The following is a 20,948-nucleotide window of genomic DNA, read 5'->3' on the forward strand; positions in this document are numbered from 1 at the left end:
CTCCTCATCGAGCGGCTACTCATCGGGGGTGCTGATGGCGCCGGTTTCTTATTGCTTCACCTGGATGTTGGCGAAGTTGTTGGTGGTCAGCGGGCTGATGGTGTAGCCCTCGATATTGCTGCGTCGCACATTGAACAGCTTAGGATGCGCGAGGGGAATCCATGGTGATTGTTCATGGAAGATGGATGTCGCCTTTCTGTAAAGTTCTGCCCGTTTAGCCGTGTCATTCGTCTGACGGGCTTCCTGGATCAGCGTTTCGAAGGCTTGATCGCACCAGAATGCCTGGTTTTCGCCGGATTTCGCAGCGGCGCAGGAGAGGTTCGGGCTGACGAAATTGTCCGGGTCTCCGTTGTCTCCGGCCCAGCCCAGCAGCGACAGGTCATGCTCGCCAGCCTTGGAGCGCTTGAGTAGCTCGCCCCACTCCAGGGAGCGGATCTGCAGGTCGACGCCGGCCTTGGCCAGATCCGCCTGCATCATCTGTGCCGCCAGCGCTGGATTGGGGATGGTCGGCGAGCTGCCATTGCGGATGAAAAGGGTCAGCTTGAGGTTTTCCGCACCGGCTTCCTTGAGCAGGGCCCTGGCCCGTTCCGGGTCGTGCGGCCAGTCCTGGAGGTCCTTGTTGTAGCCCAGCAGCGTCGACGGATAGGGATTGATCGCCGGGCTCGCGGCATTGGCGCCGAACACCGCGTCGATCAGGGCCTTCTTGTCGATGGCGAGATTGATCGCCTGACGCACGCGGACGTCGTCCAATGGCTTGTGCTTCGTGTTGATGGCGACGTAGGTGGTCATCAGCGCGTCGATGCTGTCCACCGCCAGGTTCTTGTCCTGCTGCAGGGCCGGCACGTCGGAGGGCTTGGGGTACAGGGCGATCTGGCATTCGTTGCGGCGTACCTTCTGCATCCGCACGTTGGGGTCGAGGGTGATGGCGAAGACCAGGTTGTCGACCGCCGGCTTGCCGCGGAAGTAGTCCGGGTTGGCGCGGTAGCGCACCTGGGCGTCCTTGGCGTAGCGGCTGAAGACGAAGGGGCCGGTGCCGATGGGCAGGTTGTTCAACTGGCCCTGCTGGCCGGCGGCGAGCAGCTGGTCGCCGTATTCGGCGGAGTAGATCGAGGCGAAGCCCATGGCCATGTCGGCCAGGAAGGGTGCTTCGGCGTGGTTCAGGGTGAAGCGCACGGTGAGGTCGTCGAGCTTGTCCACCGACTTGATCAGGTCGCGCATGCCCATGGCGTCGAAGTAGGCGTAGCCGCGCACCGCGGAGGCGTGCCAGGGATGCTGGGGATCGAGGGCGCGCTGGAAGGTCCAGAGCACGTCGTCGGCATTGAGCGTGCGGGTCGGTTTGAAGTACTCGGTGCTGTGGAACTTCACGCCGGGGCGCAGGTGGAAGGTGTAGGTCAGCCCGTCGGGGCTGACCTCCCAGCGTTCGGCCAGGGCCGGCTCCAGTTCGGTGGTGCCGGGGCGGAAGTCCACCAGGCGGTTGAAGACGGTCTCGGCGGCGGCGTCGAAGCTCACCGCCCCGGTGTACTGGACGATGTCGAAGCCTTCAGGGCTCGCTTCGGTGCAGACCGCCAGGTTCTGCGCCAGGGCGGTGCCGCTGCCCAGGGCGAGCAGCAGGGGAAGTAGGCGTGCGTTGAACATGCCGGCTCTCCTTACAGCAGGTTGAAGGGGAAGTTGCTGACCAGGCGGATCTCGTTGACGCTGCCGTCGACCTGGTTCTGGCTGGCGAGATGCTTCATGTAGGTCAGGCGGAAGCTGCTCTGCTTGAGCGGGCCGCCCTGAAGCGTATAGCCACCCGATAGACCCAGTTCGTGGTGCTTCTCACCGTCCTGATTGCGCACTTCGTCATAGTTGCCATAAGCGCCGTTGCGGTCGCCGTCGTAGTGGGTGCCATCGATGCCCCAGCCCTTCGCATACCAGATCATGCTGGTCAGGCCGGGAACGCCGAAGCCGGCCCAATCGGTGCTGTAGCGCAGTTGCAGGGACTTTTCATTGGGGCCGTTGTAGTCCGACAGCAGCGAGTTGGCCAGGTAGATGGCGGCGGTTTCGTGCACGTAGTCGAAGTATTCGTCGCCGCGGATCTGTTGCCAGCCCAGCAGCACGGCGTGGGCGCCGTGGGTCAGGGTGAAGCCCAGGCTGTAGGCGTCGTTGTCGATGTAGCCGGCCTTGCGGTCGCCGCTGTCGTGGGTGCTGTAGTAGTTCAGGCTGGTGTTCAGCGCCAGGGTTTCCGGGTCGCCCAGGTCGTGGGAAGCGCCGAAGTAGTACTGGTTCCAGACGTCCTCGAAATTGCCGGCGTAGGCTGTCAGCTTCAGGTTCCTGAGTGCCTGGTAGCTGCCGCCCGCATAGCTGAAACGGTCGCCATGGAAACCCTGTGCACCGTATTCGCTGGTGAGGCGTTCGTTGCCTGATCCGGTACGAGGGCTGGCGCGGGTGAAGCTGCCGCCCTGCAGTTGCAGTCCTTCGAGCTCTTCGCTGAGCAGGCTGACGCCATCGAAGGACGAAGGCAGGGCGCGGTTGTCGTTGATATTGAAGACTGGGGTTTCCACTTGCTGGCGGCCGGCGCGCAGTTCGGTGTTGGAGGCGCGCAGTTTCAAGTTCGCCAGCCCCATCTTCGACCATTGCCCTACGGCGTCGCCGTCGCTGTCGGTCAGGGTCCGGGTGCCGCCCCCGGCGATTGCCCCGTGCCCGCGCTCCAGGGCAATTTCGTTGAATGCGGCGGCTTCCAGGCCAACCCCAATGGTGCCCTGGGTGTAGCCGGAGCTGTACTTGAGCTGGCTGCCTTGCGTCCAGGTGTAACGGCTGTGGGTCGGTTCGGTATAGCCGTCCTTCTTGATGTTGAAGTGGAAGCTGTCCTTCATCTGCTCGCGGGCGGCGAAGTTGCGGGTGCTGAAGGTCAGTTGCTGGCCTTCGATGAAGCCACGGGTGCTGGCCTGGCCCTTCACCACCACTTCCTGCGCGCGGTTGTCTTCCTCGGGAGGCAGGTCTTCGCCAGCCTTGGCGGCCCACGCCGGGTTCTGTACGACACAGCCAATGGCCAGGGCCAGGAGGGACTGCGTGAGTGCGTAGTGCTGCATGAGTTGCTCCTTGTTGTAGTTAAGTTTTCCTAGCAACGAATGCATCTCCTCCACCCATCGCGACGATGGGGGAGCCGGCAGGCGGAGGAGAAGGCGGGACACGCCGCCCGGTCTGCGCCGGGCTGGCTTTCAGGCGGTGGTCAGGGTTGGTTGGCCACGCCGTAGAAGGAGTTGCGCCCGAAGGGGCTGATCAGGAAGCCCTGCACCGACTTGCGCATGGGCTGGTACACGGTGGAGTGGGCGATGGGGCTGATGGGCATCTGCTGCGCCAGGAGCTGCTGGGCCTTCTGGTAAAGGGCGACGCGCTGGTCGTGGTCGGTGGTGGCCTTGGCCTGGCGCACCAGCTTGTCGTAGTCCGTGTCGCACCACTTGGAGACGTTGTTGCCGCTCACCGAATCGCAGCCGTAGAGCGTGCCCAGCCAGTTGTCCGGGTCGCCGTTGTCGCCGGTCCAGCCGAACAGCATGGCGTCGTGTTCACCCGCGTGGGCGCGCTTGATGTACTCGCCCCATTCGTAGGTGACGATCTTCGCCTTGATGCCGACCTTGGCCCAGTCGGCCTGGATCATCTCGGCCATCAGCTTGGCGTTGGGGTTGTAGGGGCGCTGCACCGGCATGGCCCACAGGGTGATCTCGGTGCCTTCGGCGACGCCGGCTTTCTTCAGTAGCGCCTTGGCCTGTTCCGGATCGTAGGCCTGGCCCTTTATGGACGTATCGTAGGACCACTGGGTCGGCGGCATGGCGTTCACCGCCAGCTGGCCGGCGCCCTGGTAGATGGCGTCGATGATCGCCTGTTTGTTCAGCGCCATGTCCAGCGCGCGGCGCACGTCGGTCTTGTCCAGCGGGGCATGGGTGACGTTGTAGGCCAGGTAGCCGAGGTTGAAGCCCGGCTGCGAGGGCATGTTCAGGTTCGGGTCCTGCTTCAGCGCTTCCAGGTCGGCCGGGCGCGGGTTCAGGGTGATCTGGCATTCGCCGGCCTTGAGCTTCTGTATGCGCACCGAGGCGTCGGTGTTGATGGCGAAGACCAGGTTGTCGACCTTCACGTCTTCCGGTTTCCAGTAATCCTTGTTGCCCTTGAAGCGGATCAGCGCGTCCTTCTGGTAGCGGCTGAACATGAAGGGACCGGTGCCGATCGGCTTCTGGTTGATCTCCGCGGGCTTGCCCTGCTTGAGCAACTGGTCGGCGTATTCGGCGGACTGGATGACGGCGAAGTTCATCGCCAGGTTCTGGATGAACGCCGCATCGACTTCGTTGAGGCTGAAGGTCACGGTGTGTTCGTCGACCTTGCTGACCTTGGCGATGTTGCGGTCCAGGCCCATGTCGGTGAAGTAGGGGAACTCGGTGGGGTACGCCTTGCGGAACGGCAGGTCCTTGTCGAGCATGCGGTTGAAGGTGAACAGCACGTCGTCGGCGTTGAATTCGCGGCTCGGCTTGAAGTACTCGGTGGTGTGGAATTTCACCCCCGGGCGCAGGTGGAAGGTCCAGGTCTTGCCGTCGGCGGAGGTTTCCCAGCTTTGCGCCAGGGCCGGCTGGGCTTCGGTGCCGCCGCGCTGGAACTGCACGAGGCGGTTGAACAGGGTTTCCGAGGTGGCGTCGTAATCGGTGCCGGTGGTGTATTGGCCGGGGTCAAAACCCGCCGGGCTGCCTTCGGAGCAGTACACCAGGCTGGAAGCGGCATGGGCCGCGGAGCCGGCGAGCAACAGCCCACCCAGGGCGATTGCGTGCAGGGGATTACGTTGCATCTTGCGCATTGCCTGACCTCATTCTTGTTCTTCTGAGGGGCCGGCGAACCGATAGGGTCCGGGACCGGCTCGGGCGGACGGGGCCGGGTAGGGCCGTCCGTAAATGGCTGGACCGTGGCTGCCCAGACCGCCGCCGAAGTTAAGTCAGGCTGAAATTAAGTTCAACTTAAAATTCAGTGGTGCTGAAAATTTTCTCGGTCTGTGAATCAGGTCGCGGGATGTTCGCCGAACAGCGGCAGGGTGGTGACCGAGAGCATTTCGGCGATGCTGTCGCCGGCGTTGCGCAGGCAGTGGCGTTTGCCAGAGTCGAAATGCACGGAGTCGCCCGGGCCGAGCGGGTAGGTGTGGCCGTCGATCACGTAGGTGATGCGCCCGCTGAGGACGTAGGCGAATTCCGAGCCGTCGTGGGTGATCAGTTCCGATTCGTAGCCCACCGGGACCGTCACTTTCACCGCGTTCAGCTGGTTGCCGGGGAAGCTGCTGGACAGCCGCTCGTAGCTCAGCGGCTGGCCTTCGATGGTGTAGCGCACGCGCTCGCCCTGGTGCGAGTCCGGCGGTATCTGCTGCGGCGAGTCGAACAGCGCGTTGAGCGGCACGTCGAGGGCCTTGGCGATGCTCGCCAGGGATGACAGCGAGACGCCGGTAAGATTGCGCTCGGCCTGGGACAGGAAGCTGGCGGTGAGGCCCGATTCGGCGGCCACCTGGTTCAGGGTCTTCTTCGCCGCGCGCCGATAACGGCGCAGGCGTTCTCCGATACGATCTGCGGACATTGGTAAGGCTCTTGTGGGACGCCGGCAGCATACCAGCGTCATCGCCCTCTGAAAGCATTGCGCCATGAAGGGGAGGAAAATCGGGTTGAAAGCCTTCGCGGCTGAAAAGTCTTTGACCCGAAATTTCAGTGCTGCTTAAATTTCCGTCATTTCCGTTCCCGCAGGGAGAGTCGCATGACACTGGGTGTAGGGGGCGTCAGCCCCGATCAGGCACTGGGCAAGTTGCAGGTGATGACCGCTGGCGCCGAGCCGATCGCGCTGGAGGAATATCGCCAGCGCATCGAACGCCTGCAGCAACTCATGCAGGCCCAGGGAATGGCGGCGGTGTTCGTCGATGCGGGCAGCTCGCTGTTCTATTTCACCGGGCTGAAGTGGAGTCCGAGCGAGCGGCTGGTTGGCGCTTTGGTGCCGGCGCGGGGTGACGTGCATTACATCGCTCCCGCTTTCGAAGAAGGTACTGTGCGCGATCTGCAGGTGCTGCCCGGCAGCATCAGCGTCTGGGCGGAACACGAAAGCCCCTTCACGTTGCTGATGGCGATGCTGGCGGAGAGCGAGATTCATGCGGGGGCGCGGGTGGGTCTTTGCCACAGCCTGCCATTCGGCATGTATGAGCGGCTGCGCCAGGCCGTGGGAGCGGTGCAGCTGGTCGACGCGGGGGCGCTGATCGAACAGTGCCGACGCTGCAAGTCGCCGGCCGAGCTGGCGCTGATGCAGCGGGCCAAGGACATGACCCTGGAGGTGCACAAGGCCGCCGCCAGCATCCTGCGTGAAGGCATCACCACCACCGAAGTGACGCGCTTCATCGAGGCCGCGCACAGGAAGGTGGGCGCGCCGGGTTCGACCTTCTGCATCGTGCTGTTCGGCGAGGACAGCGCTTTCCCTCATGGCGTACGCCAGCCGCGCCCGTTGCGCGACGGTGACATGGTGCTGATCGACACCGGCTGCCAGCTCTACGGCTACAACTCGGATATCACCCGCAGCTACGTGTTCGGCACGCCCAGTGCGCGTCAGCGCGAGCTGTGGAACCTGGAGAAGGCCGCGCAACAGGCGGCGTTCGATGCTGCCGTGCTCGGCTCGCCTTGCGAGCAGGTGGATGCCGCTGCGCGGCGTTGCCTGGAGGTCGGAGGTCTCGGACCGGACTACGCGCTGCCAGGACTACCGCACCGCACCGGTCACGGAATCGGTCTGGATATCCACGAAGGTCCGTATCTGGTCCGTGGCGACAGCACGCCGCTGGACGTCGGCATGTGCTTCAGCAACGAGCCGATGATCTGCGTGCCGGGCGAGTTCGGTATTCGTCTGGAGGATCATTTCTACATGACGGCGGAAGGTCCGCGCTGGTTCACCCGGCCGAGCCATTCGGTGGACGATCCGTTCGGTTTGGAAGGCTGAGCGCTCCTACGTTGTTTCTGGGTCCCCGCGTTCGCGGGGATGATGAGTGTGTAGGGCAGCGCATAACTCCGTCACTCCCGCGGACGCGGGAGCCCAGAAGACAGTTGTTCCTACAGATAACACTCAGGGGCTCAGCTCGACCCGCGAGAAGTTGTTCGAGCCCAAGGGGCTGAGGGTGAAGCCCTTGACGCCGAGGCGTACGACGGCGAACTGCTTGGGATAGGCCAGGGCGATCCACGGCGCCTCGCGCTGGAAGATCGCCAGCGCCTGGCGGTACAGGCCGGCGCGGACGTCCTGGTCGGTACTGGCGCGGGCCTGGCGCAGCAGCTCGTCGAATTCGGCGTTGCACCAGCCGGCCTGGTTCTCGCCGCTCCTGGCGGCATCGCAGGACAGGTTCGGCGTGAGGAAGTTGTCCGGGTCACCGTTGTCGCCGACCCAGCCCATGAAGATCAGGTCGTGCTCGCCCTGCTTGGCGCGCTTGATCAGTTCGCCCCATTCGAACACGCGGATGTCGGCGCGGATGCCGATCTTCTCCAGGTCATCCTGCAGCATCTGCGCGCCAATACCGGGGTTGGGGTTGGTCGGCCCGCCGCCGGGGCGGGTCCAGATCGACAGCTTCAGGCCAGGCCGGATGCCGGCCTCCTCCAGCAGCTGTTTCGCCCGCGCCGGGTCGTGCGGCCAGCCCTTGAGTTGTGGGTCGGAGCCCCAGAGCGTTGGTGGATAGGGCGCGACCGCCGGGGTCGCGGCGCCTTCGCCGAACTGGGCCTTGAGGTAGGCGTTGCGGTCGAAGGCGAGGTTGATCGCCTGGCGAACGCGCACGTCGTCCAGCGGCTTGTGCCGGGTATTGAGCGCCACGTAGGCCACCAGCAGGGAGTCCAGCTCCTCCACTTTCAGGTTCGGCTCCTGGCGCAGCGCGGGAATGTCCGTGGGCTTGGGGTAGACGGCGATCTGGCAGTCGCCGGCCTTGACCTTCTGGATGCGCACGTTCGGATCGGGAGTGATCGCCAGCAGCAGGCGGTCGATCTTCGGCTTGCCGGCCCAGTAGTCCGGGTTGGCGTTGAAGCGGACCTGGGCGTCCTTCTGGTAGCGCTGGAAGACGAACGGCCCGGTGCCGACAGGCAGGTTGTTCAACTGCTCGGCCTTCTGCGCCGCGAGCAGCAGATCGCCGTATTCGGCGGAACAGATCGAGGCGAAGCCCATCGCCAAGTCGGCGAGGAAGGGCGCCTCCGGGTGCTTCAGGGTGAAGCGCACGTGGTAGTCGTCGAGCTTTTCCACTGCGCCGATCAGCCCGGGCAGGCCCATCGCCTCGGCGTAGGGGAAGCCGCGCGGAGCCAGTTTGTGCCACGGGTGTTGCGGGTCGAGCTGGCGCTTGAGGCTCCAGAGCACGTCGTCGGCGTTGAACTCGCGGGTCGGCGTGAAGTAGTCGGTGCTGTGGAATTTCACGCCCTGGCGCAGGGTGAAGGTGTATTGCAGTCCGTCATCGCTGATTGCCCAGCTTTCCGCCAGCGCGGGCACCACTCGGGTGCTGCCGGGGGCGAATTGCACCAGGCGTTCGAACACCGTCTCCGCGGATGCGTCGGCAGTGGTGGCGGCGGTGTACTGGGTGATGTCGAAGCCTTCCGGGCTGGCCTCGGTACAGACCACCAGGGACTGGCCGAAGGCCGGCGCGCAACTGAGCAGGCTGACGAGGGTCAGGCGGGCGAGCGCGGTGCGCACGGCGGGTTGCCGGAGAAGAGGCCGCCGGAGGACCCGGCGGCCGCTGGCCTTACTTCCCGACGCTGACGCCGTAGAACGAGTTCAGCGCGAACGGACTGATCTTGAAGTCCTGCACTGTCTTGCGCATCGGCTGGTACACGGTGGAGTGGGCGATCGGGGTGATCGGCACCTGCTCCTTGAGGATGTGCTGGGCCTGCTTGTACAGCTCGGTGCGCTTGGCCTGATCCGGAGTGCGCTTGGCTTCCTTGATCAGCTGGTCGTAGGGCTTGTCGCACCATTTGGAGAAGTTGTTGCCATCCACGGCGTCGCAGCCGTAGAGAGTGCCCAGCCAGTTGTCCGGGTCACCGTTGTCACCGCTCCAGCCGATCAGCATGGCGTCATGCTCGCCACCCTTGGCGCGCTTGATGTACTCGCCCCACTCGTAGGTGACGATCTTCGCCTTGATACCGACCTTGGCCCAGTCGGATTGCAGCATCTCGGCCATCAGCTTGGCGTTGGGGTTGTAGGGGCGCTGCACCGGCATGGCCCACAGGGTGATCTCGGTGCCTTCGGGCACGCCGGCCTTCTTCAGCAGTTCCTTGGCTTTTTCCGGGTTGTAGCCGGCGTCCTTGATGCTGTCGTCGTAGGACCACTGGGTTGGCGGCATGCCGTTCACAGCGAGCTGGCCGGCGCCCTGGTAGACGGCGTCGATGATCGCCTTCTTGTTCACCGCCATGTCCAGCGCTTCACGCACTTCCAGCTTGTCCAGCGGCTTGTGCAGCACGTTGTAGGCGATGTAGCCGAGGTTGAAGCCCGGCTGCGACGGCATGTTCAGGTTCGGGTCCTTCTTCAGCGCTTCCAGGTCGGCCGGGCGCGGGAAGAGGGTGATCTGGCACTCGTTGGCCTTGAGCTTCTGCATGCGCACCGAGGCGTCGGTGTTGATGGCGAAGATCAGGTTGTCGATCTTCACCTCGCCCTTGTTCCAGTAGTCCGGGTTGGCCTTGAAGCGGATCATCGCGTCCTTCTGGTAGCGACTGAACACGAAGGGTCCGGTACCGACCGGCTTCTGGTTGATGTCGCTGGCCTTGCCCTGCTTGAGCAACTGGTCGGCGTACTCGGCGGACTGGATGGAGGCGAAGCTCATCGCCAGGTCCTGGATGAACGCGGCGTCGACCTCGTTGAGGGTGAACTTGACCGTCTTGTCGTCGACCTTCTCCACCTTGGCGATGTTCGCGTCCATGCCCATGTCGGTGAAGTAGGGGAATTCGGTCGGGTAGGCCTTCCGGTACGGGTGGTTCTTGTCGAGCATGCGGTTGAAGGTGAACAGCACGTCGTCAGCGTTGAACTCACGGGTCGGCTTGAAGTAGTCGGTGGTGTGGAACTTCACGCCCGAGCGCAGGTGGAAGGTGTAAGTCTTGCCGTCTTCGGAGATGTCCCACTTCTCCGCCAGGCCGGGGATGACCTGGGTGCCGCCGCGCTCGAACTGGGTCAGCCGGTTGAACATGGTTTCCGCCGAGGCGTCGAAGTCGGTGCCGGTGGTGTACTGGCCCGGGTCGAAGCCCGCCGGACTGCCTTCGGAGCAGTAGACCAGGTTGTTGGCGGCCTGAGCGAACAGCGGAGCGCTGGCGATCAACCCAGCGGCAATCATGGAGCGGATGACGGCGTTCTTACGCATACGGACCTCTGGTTATTCTGGTTGTCATCGAGGCACAGCCTTGTGGGCTGCGTTGCGTGAAACTATGCACGGCACATGCCGTGCGCAAGCTACTGACGGGGATGAGTGTAGAAGTTGTGACGCGAGTGCAAGGGAATGTCGCAATTTCGACAATGGGAACCGTGTGGTCAGGTCGCGGCGCACCGGTTCCCGGAGGCGCCGCGCGAGAAGAGGGGGAGTGCCGTTACCGCAGGGCCTCCGAAGTGGCGCCGCGGTAACGGTTCAGGTCAGGGCATCTGCACTTCGATCGTGCCGTCGGCGCTGACCACGACCTGGCTGGTACCGGCTTCGATTTCCTGCGCCGGAGCGCCGCCGTAGCTGTCGGCTTTCATCGCCGCCATGCGCATCACCGGCATCGGGCGCGGCGTGCCGGAGGTGTTCAGGTTCAGGCTGACCAGCTTGTAGCCCTTGCCGCCGAGCGCGTCGGTGAGCACCTGGGCGCGGGCCTTGAAGGCGCCCACGGCGTCCTTCATCAGCGCATCTTCATTCTTCACCCGGGTAGCGTCGGCGATGCTGAAGTTCATGCTGCCCATCTTCAGCTTGCCCAGCAGATCGGCGGTGAGCTGCGAGAGGGCGGCGAAGTCGGCGCTCTCCAGGCGGACTTCCGCGCGCTCGCGCCAGGCGGTGATCTTCTGGCCCTTGTCGTCATACACCGGGTAGCTGTTGCGGCTACCCAGGCTGACGGTCACGCCCTTGACCTTGCGTGCTTGCTCCAGGGCAGCGTTCAGCGCGGTGGTGGTCTCGCCGGCCAGCTTGGCGGGATCGTTGGCTTGCCCTTCGGTGAACAGGGTCACGTGCATCAGGTCGTGGGCGACTTCCTGGCTGACTTCGGCGCGCAGCGAAACCTGGTTGTAGCGAGGTTCGTCTGCCAGCGCACCCAGGCTGGTGGCACACAGGGCGATGGCGGCGGCGATGGCGGTGAAGGGTTTCTTCAGTACAGACATGGATGACTCCTTGCTCCAGAAAATGTCCCGGCCACAGCCTAGTAGAAGCTGTGGCGAGGACTGTCAGACCCTTTGACGAGGATTCGTTCCTGTTCGGGTTAATGACGGATGTCACCAATTGTTTCGATCGGGCGATCGAGGCAGGCCGCGCTGGAGTATGCTGTGGCGCTATGCCGCATAAGTTGGAGGGGGCTCTTGGCTATACTCGCGCAAATTCCGGAATTCACCATGCGCACACCGGTTTTCCAGCTTTCCGCCAGTCGTCAGAACCTCCTGCATCTGACGCTTATCCGTATTCTCGTGCTTGCCGCCCAGGCAGGTTCCGTCGGACTCGCCTACAAGGCCCAGTTGATCCAGCTGCCATGGCTGGCACTGAGCGTGACCCTCGGCATCTCCCTGGTGCTCTGCCTGGGCACCGCGCTGCGCCTGCGCGGCCCCTGGCCGGTGACCGAGCTGGAATACGCCGTCCAGCTGGCCTGCGACCTGATCATCCATAGCGTGCTGCTGTACTTCTCCGGCGGCTCCAGCAACCCCTTCGTCTCTTATTACCTGGTGCCGCTGACCATCGCCGCGGCGACCCTGCCCTGGCTCTACACCATCGTTCTCGCCGGCCTGGCGCTGGCCAGCTACACCGTGCTGCTGGTGTGGTTCCACCCGCTGGAAATGGCCGCCGGGCAACGTGACAACCTGCTGGTCTATGGCATGTGGCTGAGCTTCGCCCTGGCCGCCGCGCTGATCACCTTCTTCGTTGCGCGCATGTCCGAATCGCTGCGCCGGCAGGAGCAATTGCAGGCCCAGCGCCGCGAGGAAGGCATGCGCGACCAGCAACTGCTCGCCGTGGCCACCCAGGCCGCCGGCGCCGCCCATGAACTGGGCACGCCGCTGGCGACCATGAGCGTATTGCTCAAGGAATTGCGCCAGACCAATGCCGACCAGCCGATGTTGCAGGAAGATCTCGCCCTGCTGCAGGAGCAGGTGAAGCTCTGCAAGGACACCCTGCAGCACCTGGTGCGCGCCGCCGAGGCCGATCGCCGGCAGGCGGTGATCGAGCAGGGCGCCGACGAATGGGTGGATTCGGTGCTGCACCGCTGGCACCTGATGCGACCGGAAGCCAGCTATCGCTACCAGACCCTCGGCAAGGGCAAGGCGCCGCGCATGGTCCCGCCCACCGACCTGAGCCAGGCGCTGCTCAACCTGCTGAACAACGCCACCGACGCCTGCCCCGATGACCTGGACGTCCGTCTGGACTGGGATGCCGGGGAAATCTGTCTGAGCATCCGCGACCAGGGGCCGGGCGTTCCGTTGGCCATTGCCGAACAGCTCGGCAAGCCTTTCTTCACCACCAAGGGCAAGGGTTTCGGCCTGGGCCTGTTCCTCAGCCAGGCCAGCGTGACGCGGGCGGGCGGTACGGTGAAGTTGTACAACCATGAAGATGGCGGCACTCTGACTGAGTTGCGTCTGCCAAGAAGCTATGGCGTGGCTTGAGGGCCACGTCTGCGAGGAAGTCCCATGAGCGAAGAGATCCAGTTCGAAGGCGAAGAGCAGCCCCACCTGTTGCTGGTGGACGACGACGCCACCTTTACCCGCGTCATGGCCCGCGCCATGACCCGCCGCGGGCTGCGGGTATCGGTCGCCAGCTCCGCCGAAGAAGGCCTGGCCCTGGCCAAGGAGGACCTGCCCGACTACGCCGTGCTCGACCTGAAGATGGACGGTGATTCCGGCCTGGTGCTGCTGCCCAAGCTGCTGGAGCTGGACCCCGAGATGCGGGTGGTGATCCTCACCGGCTACTCCAGCATCGCCACCGCGGTGGAGGCCATCAAGCGCGGCGCCACCAACTACCTGTGCAAGCCGGCCGACGCCGACGACGTGCTGACCGGTCTGCTGTCCGAACACGCCAACCTGGATACCCTGGTGCCGGAAAACCCCATGTCGGTGGATCGCCTGCAGTGGGAACATATCCAGCGCGTGCTTGCCGAACACGATGGCAACATCTCCGCGACCGCCCGTGCCCTGGGTATGCACCGGCGAACCTTGCAGCGTAAGCTGCAGAAGCGCCCGGTGAGGCGTTAAGTAATCGATAACACGAGGAGCGCCAACTGAGCGCTCCTTTTATTTTCAGCCGTGCGAGCTTGATTCCATGACCGACAGCGCCGAATACCGCGCGGCGAACGACGCCGTTCGCAGCCACTTCTTCCACCGAGTCTGGCAACTCACCGCGCCCTACTGGCGCAGCGAAGAGAAGGGAACGGCCTGGCTGCTGCTGATCGTGGTGATCGCCCTGTCGCTGGTCGGCGTGGCCCTCAGCGTCTGGCTCAACAGCTGGTACCGCGACTTCTACAACGCCCTGCAGAACAAGGACCTGAACAGCTTCATCCACCTGATGCTGATGTTCTCCGGCATCGCGGCGGTGTTCATCCTCACGGCGGTCTATCGCCTGTACCTGACCCAGATGCTCACCATCCGCTGGCGCCGCTGGCTGACGGAAAAACACTTCGCCGCCTGGCTGGGTGACAAGAACTACTACCGCCTGGAACAGCGTGGCCACACCGACAACCCTGACCAGCGCCTTTCCGAAGACCTCAACAGCTTCACCGACACCACCCTGACCCTCGGCCTGGGCCTGATCCGCAACCTGGTCAGCCTGGTGTCCTTCTCGGTGATCCTCTGGGGTGTGTCCGGCAGCGTCGAACTGTTCGGCATCACCATCCCCGGCTACATGTTCTGGGCCGCGCTGCTCTACGCGGCGGTCGGCAGCTGGCTGACCCACCTGATCGCCCGTCGCCTGATCGGCCTGAACAACCGCCAGCAGCGCTTCGAGGCGGACCTGCGTTTCGGCCTGGTGCGGGTGCGCGAGAACGCCGAGAGCATCGCCCTGTACAACGGCGAGGCCAACGAGAACGAGCGGCTGATGACGCGCTTCCGCAACGTCTGGGGCAACTTCTGGGAGCTGATGAAAGTGCAGAAGCGCCTGACTTTCTTCAGCTCAGGCTACGCGCAGATCGCCACCGTCTTCCCCTTCATCGTCGCCGCGCCGCGCTATTTCTCCGGGCAGATCCAGCTCGGCGAGCTCATGCAGATCAACTCGGCCTTCGGCAATGTGCAGGACGGCCTGAGCTGGTTCATCGATGCCTATGCCAGCCTCGCCACCTGGCGCGCCACCTGCGACCGTCTGCTGAGCTTCCGTGGCGCCATGGTCGAGACGGCCCATGAGTCGGCCAATATCGACGTGCGCAAGACCGGTGACACGCTGCAGCTGCAGAGCCTCAGCCTGAGCCTTGGCAGCGGCCGCGAGTTGCTCGAGCCCGCCAGCCTGACCCTGACCCCCGGCGAGCATGTGCTGATCGGCGGCCCCTCCGGTGGCGGCAAGAGCACCCTGCTGCGTGCGATGAGCGGCCTGTGGCGCTACGGCAGTGGCGTGGTGCAGATGCCCGAGGCGCGCTGCCTGTTCGTCCCGCAGAAACCCTACCTGCCGATCGGCACCCTGGCCGAGGCGCTGTGCTATCCGGAGCCGGGCAAAAGCCACGACGCCGAGCGGATGAAAGAGGTATTGCACCTGTGCCGCCTGGACGCGCTGTCGCCACGCCTGGACGAAGCCGATCACTGGCAGCGCGTGCTGTCGCCCGGCGAGCAGCAACGCCTGGCCATCGCCCGCGCCTTGCTCTACGCCCCGCGCTGGCTGTTCCTCGACGAGGCCACCTCGGCCCTGGACGAAGCCGACGAAGCGGCGCTCTACCAGGTGCTGCTGGAGCAGTTGCCGGGCGTCACCCTGATCAGCATCGGCCACCGTGGCAGCCTCAAGCGATTCCACCCCCGGCAGTTGCGTCTGGAGGATCGCCGGTTGCGGGAAATGGAGGCGGTATTGCCGGCCTGATGGCAGATTGATTCCCTGGAATAGTGTGAGGTGGTTAGTAGGAAACATCTGAAAGTCATCTCAAACGGGATGAATTCTTCTTAATTTCTTACATTTCCCAGTGTTTAGTCGCTGCGAAATTTTCAGGAACAGGTACCCTGTGCGCCCCGGCCGGGCACTGCCCGGCTTCACGGCAGCTCAACGGTACCGTCATGAAGTCCCTTTCCCCGTCACGGCAGGCCCTGACCCGCTCGGACCTGCGCCTGGTCGACCCGCGCCGGCTCCTGCTGGGCGCCGTCTGCGTGTCGCTGGTGGTGGCTGTTGCGGCTTTTGCCGGCGGTATCTGGGTGGGGCGCGCCCATGTCGAGCCAGTCGCACCGTCATTGCCAATCGCCCAGGCCGGGAATAGTGCCGGGGAGCCGGAGGAGCGCTTCGCTACCGAGCGCATCGGCCAATTGTCCGGCCGCCTGCAGGTGCTGGAAAAGGACGCCGCCTACCTGCTGCAGGCCGTCGACAGCCATGAAGAGATCGCTCGCAAACTGTCGAAGCTCGACCCCGCTTTGGCCCCGCAGGCCAAGGCGCCTGCGGCCCGGCAGCCGGTCAAGGGGGAAGGTGGCATCCTGCTGCCGCCGCGTCCCTGCGCCGAACCGCTGCCGTCGGCCGACATCGAGCAGAACGAGCGCTCCGCCCGCTGCCTGCGCCGCGTCTTCGATCAACTGATGGACCAGGTTGCCCGGCGCAGTGCCGATTTCATGGCCATCCCCGCCCGCCGGCCGATGGAGGAGGCGCGCCTGGGTTCGCCCTTCGGCAACCGTGTCGACCCCTTCAATCGCCGCCTGGCCTTCCATTCCGGTCAGGACTTCTCGGCACCCACGGGCAGCCCGATTCACGCCGCCGCCGGTGGGCGCGTGATAGTCGCCGACCGCAATCCCTCCTACGGCAACCGTGTCGAAATCGACCATGGCAATGGCCTGGTGACCCGCTATGCCCATGCCTCGAAGCTGCTGGTGAAGGTGGGTGACGTGGTACTGCCGGGGCAGGAGATCGCCAAGGTGGGATCCACCGGCCGCTCCACCGGGCCGCACCTGCATTTCGAGGTGCTCTACCACGGCGAATTCGTCGACCCGCAGAACTTCCTCTCGCTGGGCGGCATGGAGATCGACAGCGATGGCATGGCCTCGGACTAGGGCGCCCAGCACCCGCGACCTGTTGCGTGCCGAGCACCAGCCCCATGTTCCTCGCAGCAAGGCCCGAGTGGGTTGGGTCGTCCTGCTGCTGTGCGTTGCCCTGTCTGCGGTGCTGGCGGGGAACTACCTGCTGCGCTCGCACGATGACGGGCAGATGCGCCAGCGCATCGAGGCACTGGAAGCCGAGAACGCCAATCTGACCTCGGCTCTGGAAGAGCGGCGCCTGCAAGGCGAGGAGGACCAGGCCAATCGCGAGCAGCTGATGCGCCGGATTGACGCGATGTCCGCCGAAATCAAGAAACTCAAGACTGAGCTGGCCTTCTTCCGCCAGCAGAAACCTGGCAAGTAGTCCGTCGTAGGAGGACAGATGTTCAGCAACAAGAAGAAGGCGCCGCAGGTGTCGGTGGACAGGTTCTCCAGCCTGCTGTCGGGTAACGTCTCGCTGGTAGGGGACCTGCAGTTCGAAGACGGCCTGAAGATCCTCGGTACCGTGAAGGGCAATGTGAGCCACAAGCCGGGCGCGGCGAGCCTGCTGGCGCTGAGCGCGGAAGGGCGGATCGAGGGCAACGTGAGCAGTTACGATGCACTGATCGACGGCACCATCATCGGTGACCTCTATGTCGAGCATCTGCTGGAACTGCACTCCAATGCGCGAGTGATGGGCAACATCCAGTACCGCCAGCTGAGCATGGAAAATGGCGCCACCGTGGACGGCAAGCTGACCCGCCTGGCCGATGGCGAGGCTCCCAGACCGCTGGAGTTGCCGGCGCCGGCGCGTGAAGAGGCAGCCGAGGCCTGATTTGCCGCGGCGGGATCGGTACTTAGCTTGCTATGATTACCCTTCCCACCGTCCTGAACGTTCCGCCGCATGCTCGCACTCCTGCTCCAGACCTTCGGCATCACCGCTCCGGTCTTCGCCATGCTGTTCCTCGGAGTGCTGCTGCGCCGCATGGGGGCGATCAATCCGGAGTTCATCCAGACCGCTTCGGCGCTGGTGTTCAACGCCACCATGCCGGCGATGCTGTTTCTCGGCATCTACCACTCCGACCTGCACAGCGCGGCGCGTCCGGCGCTGTTGCTGTACTTCTGCGCGGCAACGCTGGCGGGCTTCCTGCTCGCCTGGGGTTGGTCGATCTGGCGAGTGCCTTTCGCGGACCGCGGCATCTATACCCAGGGTTCGTTTCGCGGTAACAACGGCATCATCGGCCTGGCGCTGGCCACCAGCCTCTATGGCGAACACGGCCTGGCGCTGGGCTCCGTCCTCGCCGCCCTGGTGATCCTCTGCTACAACACGCTCTCGTCGGTGGTGCTGGCGATCTACAGCCCGAGCATGAAGTCCGACCCCTGGAGCATCTTCAAGAGCGTGCTGCGCAATCCGCTGATCCTCGGCGTACTGGCAGCTCTGCCGTTCTCCTGGCTGCAGATCGCGCTGCCGGCCTGGTTGCTGACCTCGGCCGGCTACTTTGCGCAGATGACCCTGCCGCTGGCGCTGATCTGCATCGGCGGGACCCTGTCGCTGGCGTCACTGCGGGAAAGTGGTGGCATTGCCTTGAGCGCCAGCCTGATGAAGATGGTCTGGCTGCCGCTGATCTGCACCTTCGGCGCCTGGTGCTTCGGGTTTCGCGGTGCGGAGCTGGGCGTGCTCTTCCTCTACTTCGCCAGCCCGACGGCGGCCGCCAGCTTCGTGATGGCACGCGCGGCGAACGGCAACCATGAGCTGGCCGCCTCGATCATCGTGATCACTACCCTGGCGGCAGCGGTAACCACCAATATCGGCATCTTCCTGCTGCAATGGGGCGGCTGGATGTAGGCGCGACGAGGCGTATTCGCAGGCTGGCGAAGTACGATATACGCGTAGATTTTTGTAAGACATTGCTGAAAGACTCGGTTGCTCCACAAGACGCTCTGAAGTTCATTTCTTCGCTGTACAAGAACAGTTACATTTGGCATCCATTTGCACGATCAAGGATTGTTCATGCATCTCACGCGCCGGACCCTGTGTGCCGCTTCCTGTCTTCCAGCCTGTCTGCTGGCGGCGGTGGTCGCTGCCGAGCCGAGCGCCGAGCTGAACAGCCCGACCGCCGGCTGGCGCTACTCCGGCCTGACCGATGATCCCAGCGTGCCCCGCGTTGCCTATCCGACCCCGCCCATCGACCGTGGCGGTGCGCGCGGTCGCAGCCTGATCGAAGGCCACCTGCGCGAAGTCGCCGGTGTGGACCGCGCCCAGCGCCTGGTGGTCAACGGCAACCCGTTACCCCTCTATACCGATGCCGAAGGCAAGTTCGTCCGCCCCTACAACTTCGGCGCGGGCAGCAACAGCGTCGCGGTCAGCAGCGACCAGGGCAAATCCCTCAAGCGCCTCCAGTTCTACGAGGCCAACAACAGCCGCATTCCGCCGCGCATCCGCCTGGCGCTGGGCTGGAACGATCCCAAGGCCGAACTCGACCTGCATATCGTCACGCCCGACGGCCAACATGCCTTCTGGGCCCACCCGCGCCTGAGCAACGGCGGTGGCCTCGACCCGGACGGCGTCGACGGCCCCGGTCCGGAAATGTTCACCATGGCCGCGCCGCTGCACGGCACCTACCTGGTCTACGTGAACTACTGGGGCAACTACAGCGCCAGCCAGGGTTACAACTTCCAGGAAGGCAACCACGAGCAGGACGTGATCACCGCCGAGATCAACCTGGTGTTCAACGAAAATACCGTCAACGAGAAGCGCGAGACCTTCGTGGTGCCCATGCGCACCATCGGTGATCTGGTGCTGGTGAAGACCTTCAACTACTGAATTCGCCCCTCGCAGGGATGACACGGGACAAGCGATCCATGAGCGACAATACGCCCTCCAGCAGCCAAGACAGCACTCCTACGCCACCGGCAGAACAGGCCCCGCGCCGTGGGCCGCTGATCGCCATCGGCGTGGTCGCTGCCGTGCTGGTCGCCGGCGGCCTGGCCCTGGCCTTCGGCCTGATTCCGGCTTTCCACTCCGCGCCGGTCGGCACCCTGGAAGCACCGGAAAGCCCGGAAGTGGTCCGCGACGTCACGCGCCCCGACGCGCTGATCGAGAGCGCCTCGCTCAGTCAGTTGCCCAAGGCGGTGCTGGAAGTGCCGCTGCTGCGCGACGTGCTCACCGAGGACTTCGTCTTCTACTACGAGAACAACGCCGACCGCCTGGGCCTGACCGGGACGCTGCGGCGCATCGTCTACGAACACGACCTGACCCTGAAGGACAGCGTAATCGAGGAACTGCTCGACCAGCCGGCCCAGGTCGCCCTCTGGCGTGGCGCCGACGGCCGCCTGCGCGACTTCATGGTGGTCCTGCGCCGTGGTGGCCTGGCCAAGATCCTGGAGCCGCTGGCGAAGGTCGCCGCTGACGATACCCAGCTCAGGAAGGTGTCGGAAATCCAGGTGAAGGGGGCTGCCACGCCGGTCTACAGCCTGCGCTACGGTGCCGAGAAGGGCGTGCTGTTCGTTTCCCGCGGCGACCAAATGCTGGTGCTGTCGAATCCGAAGATGCTTTTCCCCGCCGCCAATGAGGGCGGATTGGGCGAGCCGGACGCCGCCACCGCCAAGGACCTGGGCACCCTGCTCGAAGGCGAGCCGCTGTTCGCCAAGGACTTCGCCCTGGAGCCGCGCGGTGAGCTGAAGCAGCGCATCACCCTGGGTGCCAGCGTGCTCGCCATGGGCTACCAGCGCTTCATCCCGACTTTCGCCGGCGTACGTTTCGAGCAGGGCAAGGATGGCTGGCACAGCTACCTGGCGTTGAATGAAGTGGCGCGCCAGCCTGACCTGGACTTCAGCCCCGTGTGGCAGGCCATGCCCATGGGCGCCAGCGCCTGCGTGGCGCTGCCGGTGACGCCGGGCCTGTACGACAGCATGCTGGTGAAGCTGGGCGCCGAGCAGAAGATGGCGGCGTCCTTCTCCGAGCACCTCTCTGGTGCCGCCGGCCTGTGCTGGTACCCGGACTCGCGCCTGCACTCGCCGCTGCTCGCGGTGAAGCTCGACGCACCCGCCGGCCCCGAGCTGGACGAGCAGCTGGGCAAGCTGTTCGGCAGCATGATCGGTGCCTACGAAGCCAATGTGGAGGGCGGCGCCTTCGAGGTGGAGAGTCGCGCCGAGGGCGAAGGCCGTCTGTGGCAGCGCCAGGTCAGCTCGCGCTTCGGTCAGTACCCGGCCAGCGAGGCGGAGAATCCCGACCAGGTCAGTGGCAACGGCTTCTTCCGCGTCAGCCTGCTGCGTGATGGCAACACCCTGCTGTTCTCCATCGACGACAAGCTGCTGGACAAGGCCCGCAACACCCTGGCCAAGCGCTTCCCGCCGCTGGCCGATGTGCTGCCCAAGGACGCCGTGGTGCCCGCGTACCTCGCACCCAAGACGCTGTCCGAACTGCTCCAGCGCGAAACCCTCGACAGCCTGCCGCAGGACATCGAGCCGGTGTTCCGCAACGCCGCCGACACACTGCTCCTGCCGCGGCTGAAGACTCTCGCCGGCAACGGCTCCTACGCCCTGACGCTGCCGGCCGGCAGCGAGCCCAGCGGCGAATGGCAGTGGCTGCCGCTGGACTGGAAGGCGCTGTGATCCGCAAACCC

At 64.6% G+C, this 20,948-nt stretch carries 17 protein-coding genes; 10 read left to right on the forward strand and 7 right to left on the reverse strand.

Annotated elements, in window-relative coordinates; all coding sequences use genetic code 11:
* Nucleotides 1–48: 48 nt before the first annotated feature.
* From ACNFBT_RS18675 to ACNFBT_RS18690, 4 genes are all read right to left on the reverse strand, one after another.
* Entirely contained in the window at nt 49–1,635 is a 1,587-nt protein-coding gene (locus ACNFBT_RS18675; RefSeq protein WP_416751844.1) for an ABC transporter substrate-binding protein, read from the reverse strand.
* Nucleotides 1,636–1,646: 11 nt separating this feature from the next.
* The gene (locus ACNFBT_RS18680; protein ID WP_416751846.1) at nt 1,647–3,068 is read right to left on the reverse strand and encodes an OprD family outer membrane porin; all 1,422 of its coding nucleotides are present in this window, start codon (nt 3,066–3,068) and stop codon (nt 1,647–1,649) included.
* A 140-nt stretch (nt 3,069–3,208) separates the two neighbouring features.
* The gene (locus ACNFBT_RS18685) at nt 3,209–4,816 is read right to left on the reverse strand and encodes an ABC transporter substrate-binding protein (RefSeq protein WP_416751848.1); all 1,608 of its coding nucleotides are present in this window, start codon (nt 4,814–4,816) and stop codon (nt 3,209–3,211) included.
* Nucleotides 4,817–5,013: 197 nt separating this feature from the next.
* Nucleotides 5,014–5,577 (reverse strand): helix-turn-helix domain-containing protein, encoded by a 564-nt coding sequence (locus ACNFBT_RS18690; RefSeq protein WP_416751850.1) that lies wholly within the window; start codon nt 5,575–5,577, stop codon nt 5,014–5,016.
* Between the two features lie 174 nt (nt 5,578–5,751).
* On the opposite strand from ACNFBT_RS18690, the gene ACNFBT_RS18695 reads away from it, so the two are divergent.
* Nucleotides 5,752–6,969, forward strand: coding sequence for a M24 family metallopeptidase (locus ACNFBT_RS18695; RefSeq protein ID WP_416751852.1), 1,218 nt, complete (start codon nt 5,752–5,754; stop codon nt 6,967–6,969).
* 123 nt (nt 6,970–7,092) lie between these two features.
* Here ACNFBT_RS18695 and ACNFBT_RS18700 read toward each other — a convergent pair whose 3' ends face one another.
* The 3 genes from ACNFBT_RS18700 to ACNFBT_RS18710 form a co-directional block, all read right to left on the reverse strand.
* On the reverse strand, nt 7,093–8,685 hold the full coding sequence (locus ACNFBT_RS18700) for an ABC transporter substrate-binding protein (RefSeq protein ID WP_416751854.1): 1,593 nt from the start codon (nt 8,683–8,685) through the stop codon (nt 7,093–7,095).
* Between the two features lie 49 nt (nt 8,686–8,734).
* The gene (locus tag ACNFBT_RS18705; protein ID WP_416751856.1) at nt 8,735–10,339 is read right to left on the reverse strand and encodes an ABC transporter substrate-binding protein; all 1,605 of its coding nucleotides are present in this window, start codon (nt 10,337–10,339) and stop codon (nt 8,735–8,737) included.
* Nucleotides 10,340–10,605: 266 nt separating this feature from the next.
* Nucleotides 10,606–11,322, reverse strand: a complete 717-nt coding sequence (locus ACNFBT_RS18710) for an SIMPL domain-containing protein (RefSeq protein ID WP_416751858.1) — start codon at nt 11,320–11,322, stop codon at nt 10,606–10,608.
* A 228-nt stretch (nt 11,323–11,550) separates the two neighbouring features.
* Between ACNFBT_RS18710 and ACNFBT_RS18715 the strand changes: the two genes are divergently transcribed.
* The 9 genes from ACNFBT_RS18715 to ACNFBT_RS18755 all read left to right on the forward strand — a co-directional run bounded on the left by ACNFBT_RS18715 (nt 11,551) and on the right by ACNFBT_RS18755 (nt 20,937).
* Complete coding sequence (locus ACNFBT_RS18715; protein WP_416751860.1) at nt 11,551–12,807, forward strand: ATP-binding protein; 1,257 nt, start codon at nt 11,551–11,553, stop codon at nt 12,805–12,807.
* Between the two features lie 24 nt (nt 12,808–12,831).
* Nucleotides 12,832–13,392 (forward strand): response regulator transcription factor, encoded by a 561-nt coding sequence (locus ACNFBT_RS18720; RefSeq protein ID WP_152220615.1) that lies wholly within the window; start codon nt 12,832–12,834, stop codon nt 13,390–13,392.
* A gap of 67 nt (nt 13,393–13,459) precedes the next feature.
* Complete coding sequence (locus ACNFBT_RS18725; protein WP_416751862.1) at nt 13,460–15,193, forward strand: ABC transporter ATP-binding protein/permease; 1,734 nt, start codon at nt 13,460–13,462, stop codon at nt 15,191–15,193.
* Between the two features lie 191 nt (nt 15,194–15,384).
* Nucleotides 15,385–16,359, forward strand: coding sequence for a M23 family metallopeptidase (locus ACNFBT_RS18730; RefSeq protein WP_416751864.1), 975 nt, complete (start codon nt 15,385–15,387; stop codon nt 16,357–16,359).
* A gap of 67 nt (nt 16,360–16,426) precedes the next feature.
* Nucleotides 16,427–16,708, forward strand: coding sequence for a hypothetical protein (locus tag ACNFBT_RS18735; RefSeq protein ID WP_416751866.1), 282 nt, complete (start codon nt 16,427–16,429; stop codon nt 16,706–16,708).
* 18 nt (nt 16,709–16,726) lie between these two features.
* Nucleotides 16,727–17,158, forward strand: a complete 432-nt coding sequence (locus ACNFBT_RS18740; RefSeq protein ID WP_416751868.1) for a bactofilin family protein — start codon at nt 16,727–16,729, stop codon at nt 17,156–17,158.
* 69 nt (nt 17,159–17,227) lie between these two features.
* Nucleotides 17,228–18,169, forward strand: coding sequence for an AEC family transporter (locus tag ACNFBT_RS18745; RefSeq protein ID WP_416751870.1), 942 nt, complete (start codon nt 17,228–17,230; stop codon nt 18,167–18,169).
* 165 nt (nt 18,170–18,334) lie between these two features.
* Entirely contained in the window at nt 18,335–19,147 is an 813-nt protein-coding gene (locus ACNFBT_RS18750) for a YfaP family protein (RefSeq protein ID WP_416751872.1), read from the forward strand.
* A 38-nt stretch (nt 19,148–19,185) separates the two neighbouring features.
* Nucleotides 19,186–20,937 (forward strand): DUF2138 domain-containing protein, encoded by a 1,752-nt coding sequence (locus ACNFBT_RS18755; protein WP_416751874.1) that lies wholly within the window; start codon nt 19,186–19,188, stop codon nt 20,935–20,937.
* The last annotated feature ends 11 nt before the right edge of the window (nt 20,938–20,948 follow it).

The sequence above is a fragment of the Pseudomonas sp. NY15181 genome, from assembly GCF_048068055.1.
Classification (GTDB): Bacteria; Pseudomonadota; Gammaproteobacteria; order Pseudomonadales; family Pseudomonadaceae; genus Pseudomonas.

Excerpts from the sequence above, each read along its gene's own strand:
- ACNFBT_RS18675 (WP_416751844.1), bottom strand. The coding sequence starts at position 1,635 with ATGTTCAACGCACGCCTACTTCCCCTGCTGCTCGCCCTGGGCAGCGGC.
- ACNFBT_RS18680 (WP_416751846.1), bottom strand. The coding sequence starts at position 3,068 with ATGCAGCACTACGCACTCACGCAGTCCCTCCTGGCCCTGGCCATTGGC.
- ACNFBT_RS18685 (WP_416751848.1), bottom strand. The coding sequence starts at position 4,816 with ATGCGCAAGATGCAACGTAATCCCCTGCACGCAATCGCCCTGGGTGGG.
- ACNFBT_RS18690 (WP_416751850.1), bottom strand. The coding sequence starts at position 5,577 with ATGTCCGCAGATCGTATCGGAGAACGCCTGCGCCGTTATCGGCGCGCG.
- ACNFBT_RS18695 (WP_416751852.1), top strand. The coding sequence starts at position 5,752 with ATGACACTGGGTGTAGGGGGCGTCAGCCCCGATCAGGCACTGGGCAAG.
- ACNFBT_RS18705 (WP_416751856.1), bottom strand. The coding sequence starts at position 10,339 with ATGCGTAAGAACGCCGTCATCCGCTCCATGATTGCCGCTGGGTTGATC.
- ACNFBT_RS18710 (WP_416751858.1), bottom strand. The coding sequence starts at position 11,322 with ATGTCTGTACTGAAGAAACCCTTCACCGCCATCGCCGCCGCCATCGCC.
- ACNFBT_RS18715 (WP_416751860.1), top strand. The coding sequence starts at position 11,551 with ATGCGCACACCGGTTTTCCAGCTTTCCGCCAGTCGTCAGAACCTCCTG.
- ACNFBT_RS18720 (WP_152220615.1), top strand. The coding sequence starts at position 12,832 with ATGAGCGAAGAGATCCAGTTCGAAGGCGAAGAGCAGCCCCACCTGTTG.
- ACNFBT_RS18725 (WP_416751862.1), top strand. The coding sequence starts at position 13,460 with ATGACCGACAGCGCCGAATACCGCGCGGCGAACGACGCCGTTCGCAGC.
- ACNFBT_RS18730 (WP_416751864.1), top strand. The coding sequence starts at position 15,385 with ATGAAGTCCCTTTCCCCGTCACGGCAGGCCCTGACCCGCTCGGACCTG.
- ACNFBT_RS18740 (WP_416751868.1), top strand. The coding sequence starts at position 16,727 with ATGTTCAGCAACAAGAAGAAGGCGCCGCAGGTGTCGGTGGACAGGTTC.
- ACNFBT_RS18745 (WP_416751870.1), top strand. The coding sequence starts at position 17,228 with ATGCTCGCACTCCTGCTCCAGACCTTCGGCATCACCGCTCCGGTCTTC.
- ACNFBT_RS18750 (WP_416751872.1), top strand. The coding sequence starts at position 18,335 with ATGCATCTCACGCGCCGGACCCTGTGTGCCGCTTCCTGTCTTCCAGCC.
- ACNFBT_RS18755 (WP_416751874.1), top strand. The coding sequence starts at position 19,186 with ATGAGCGACAATACGCCCTCCAGCAGCCAAGACAGCACTCCTACGCCA.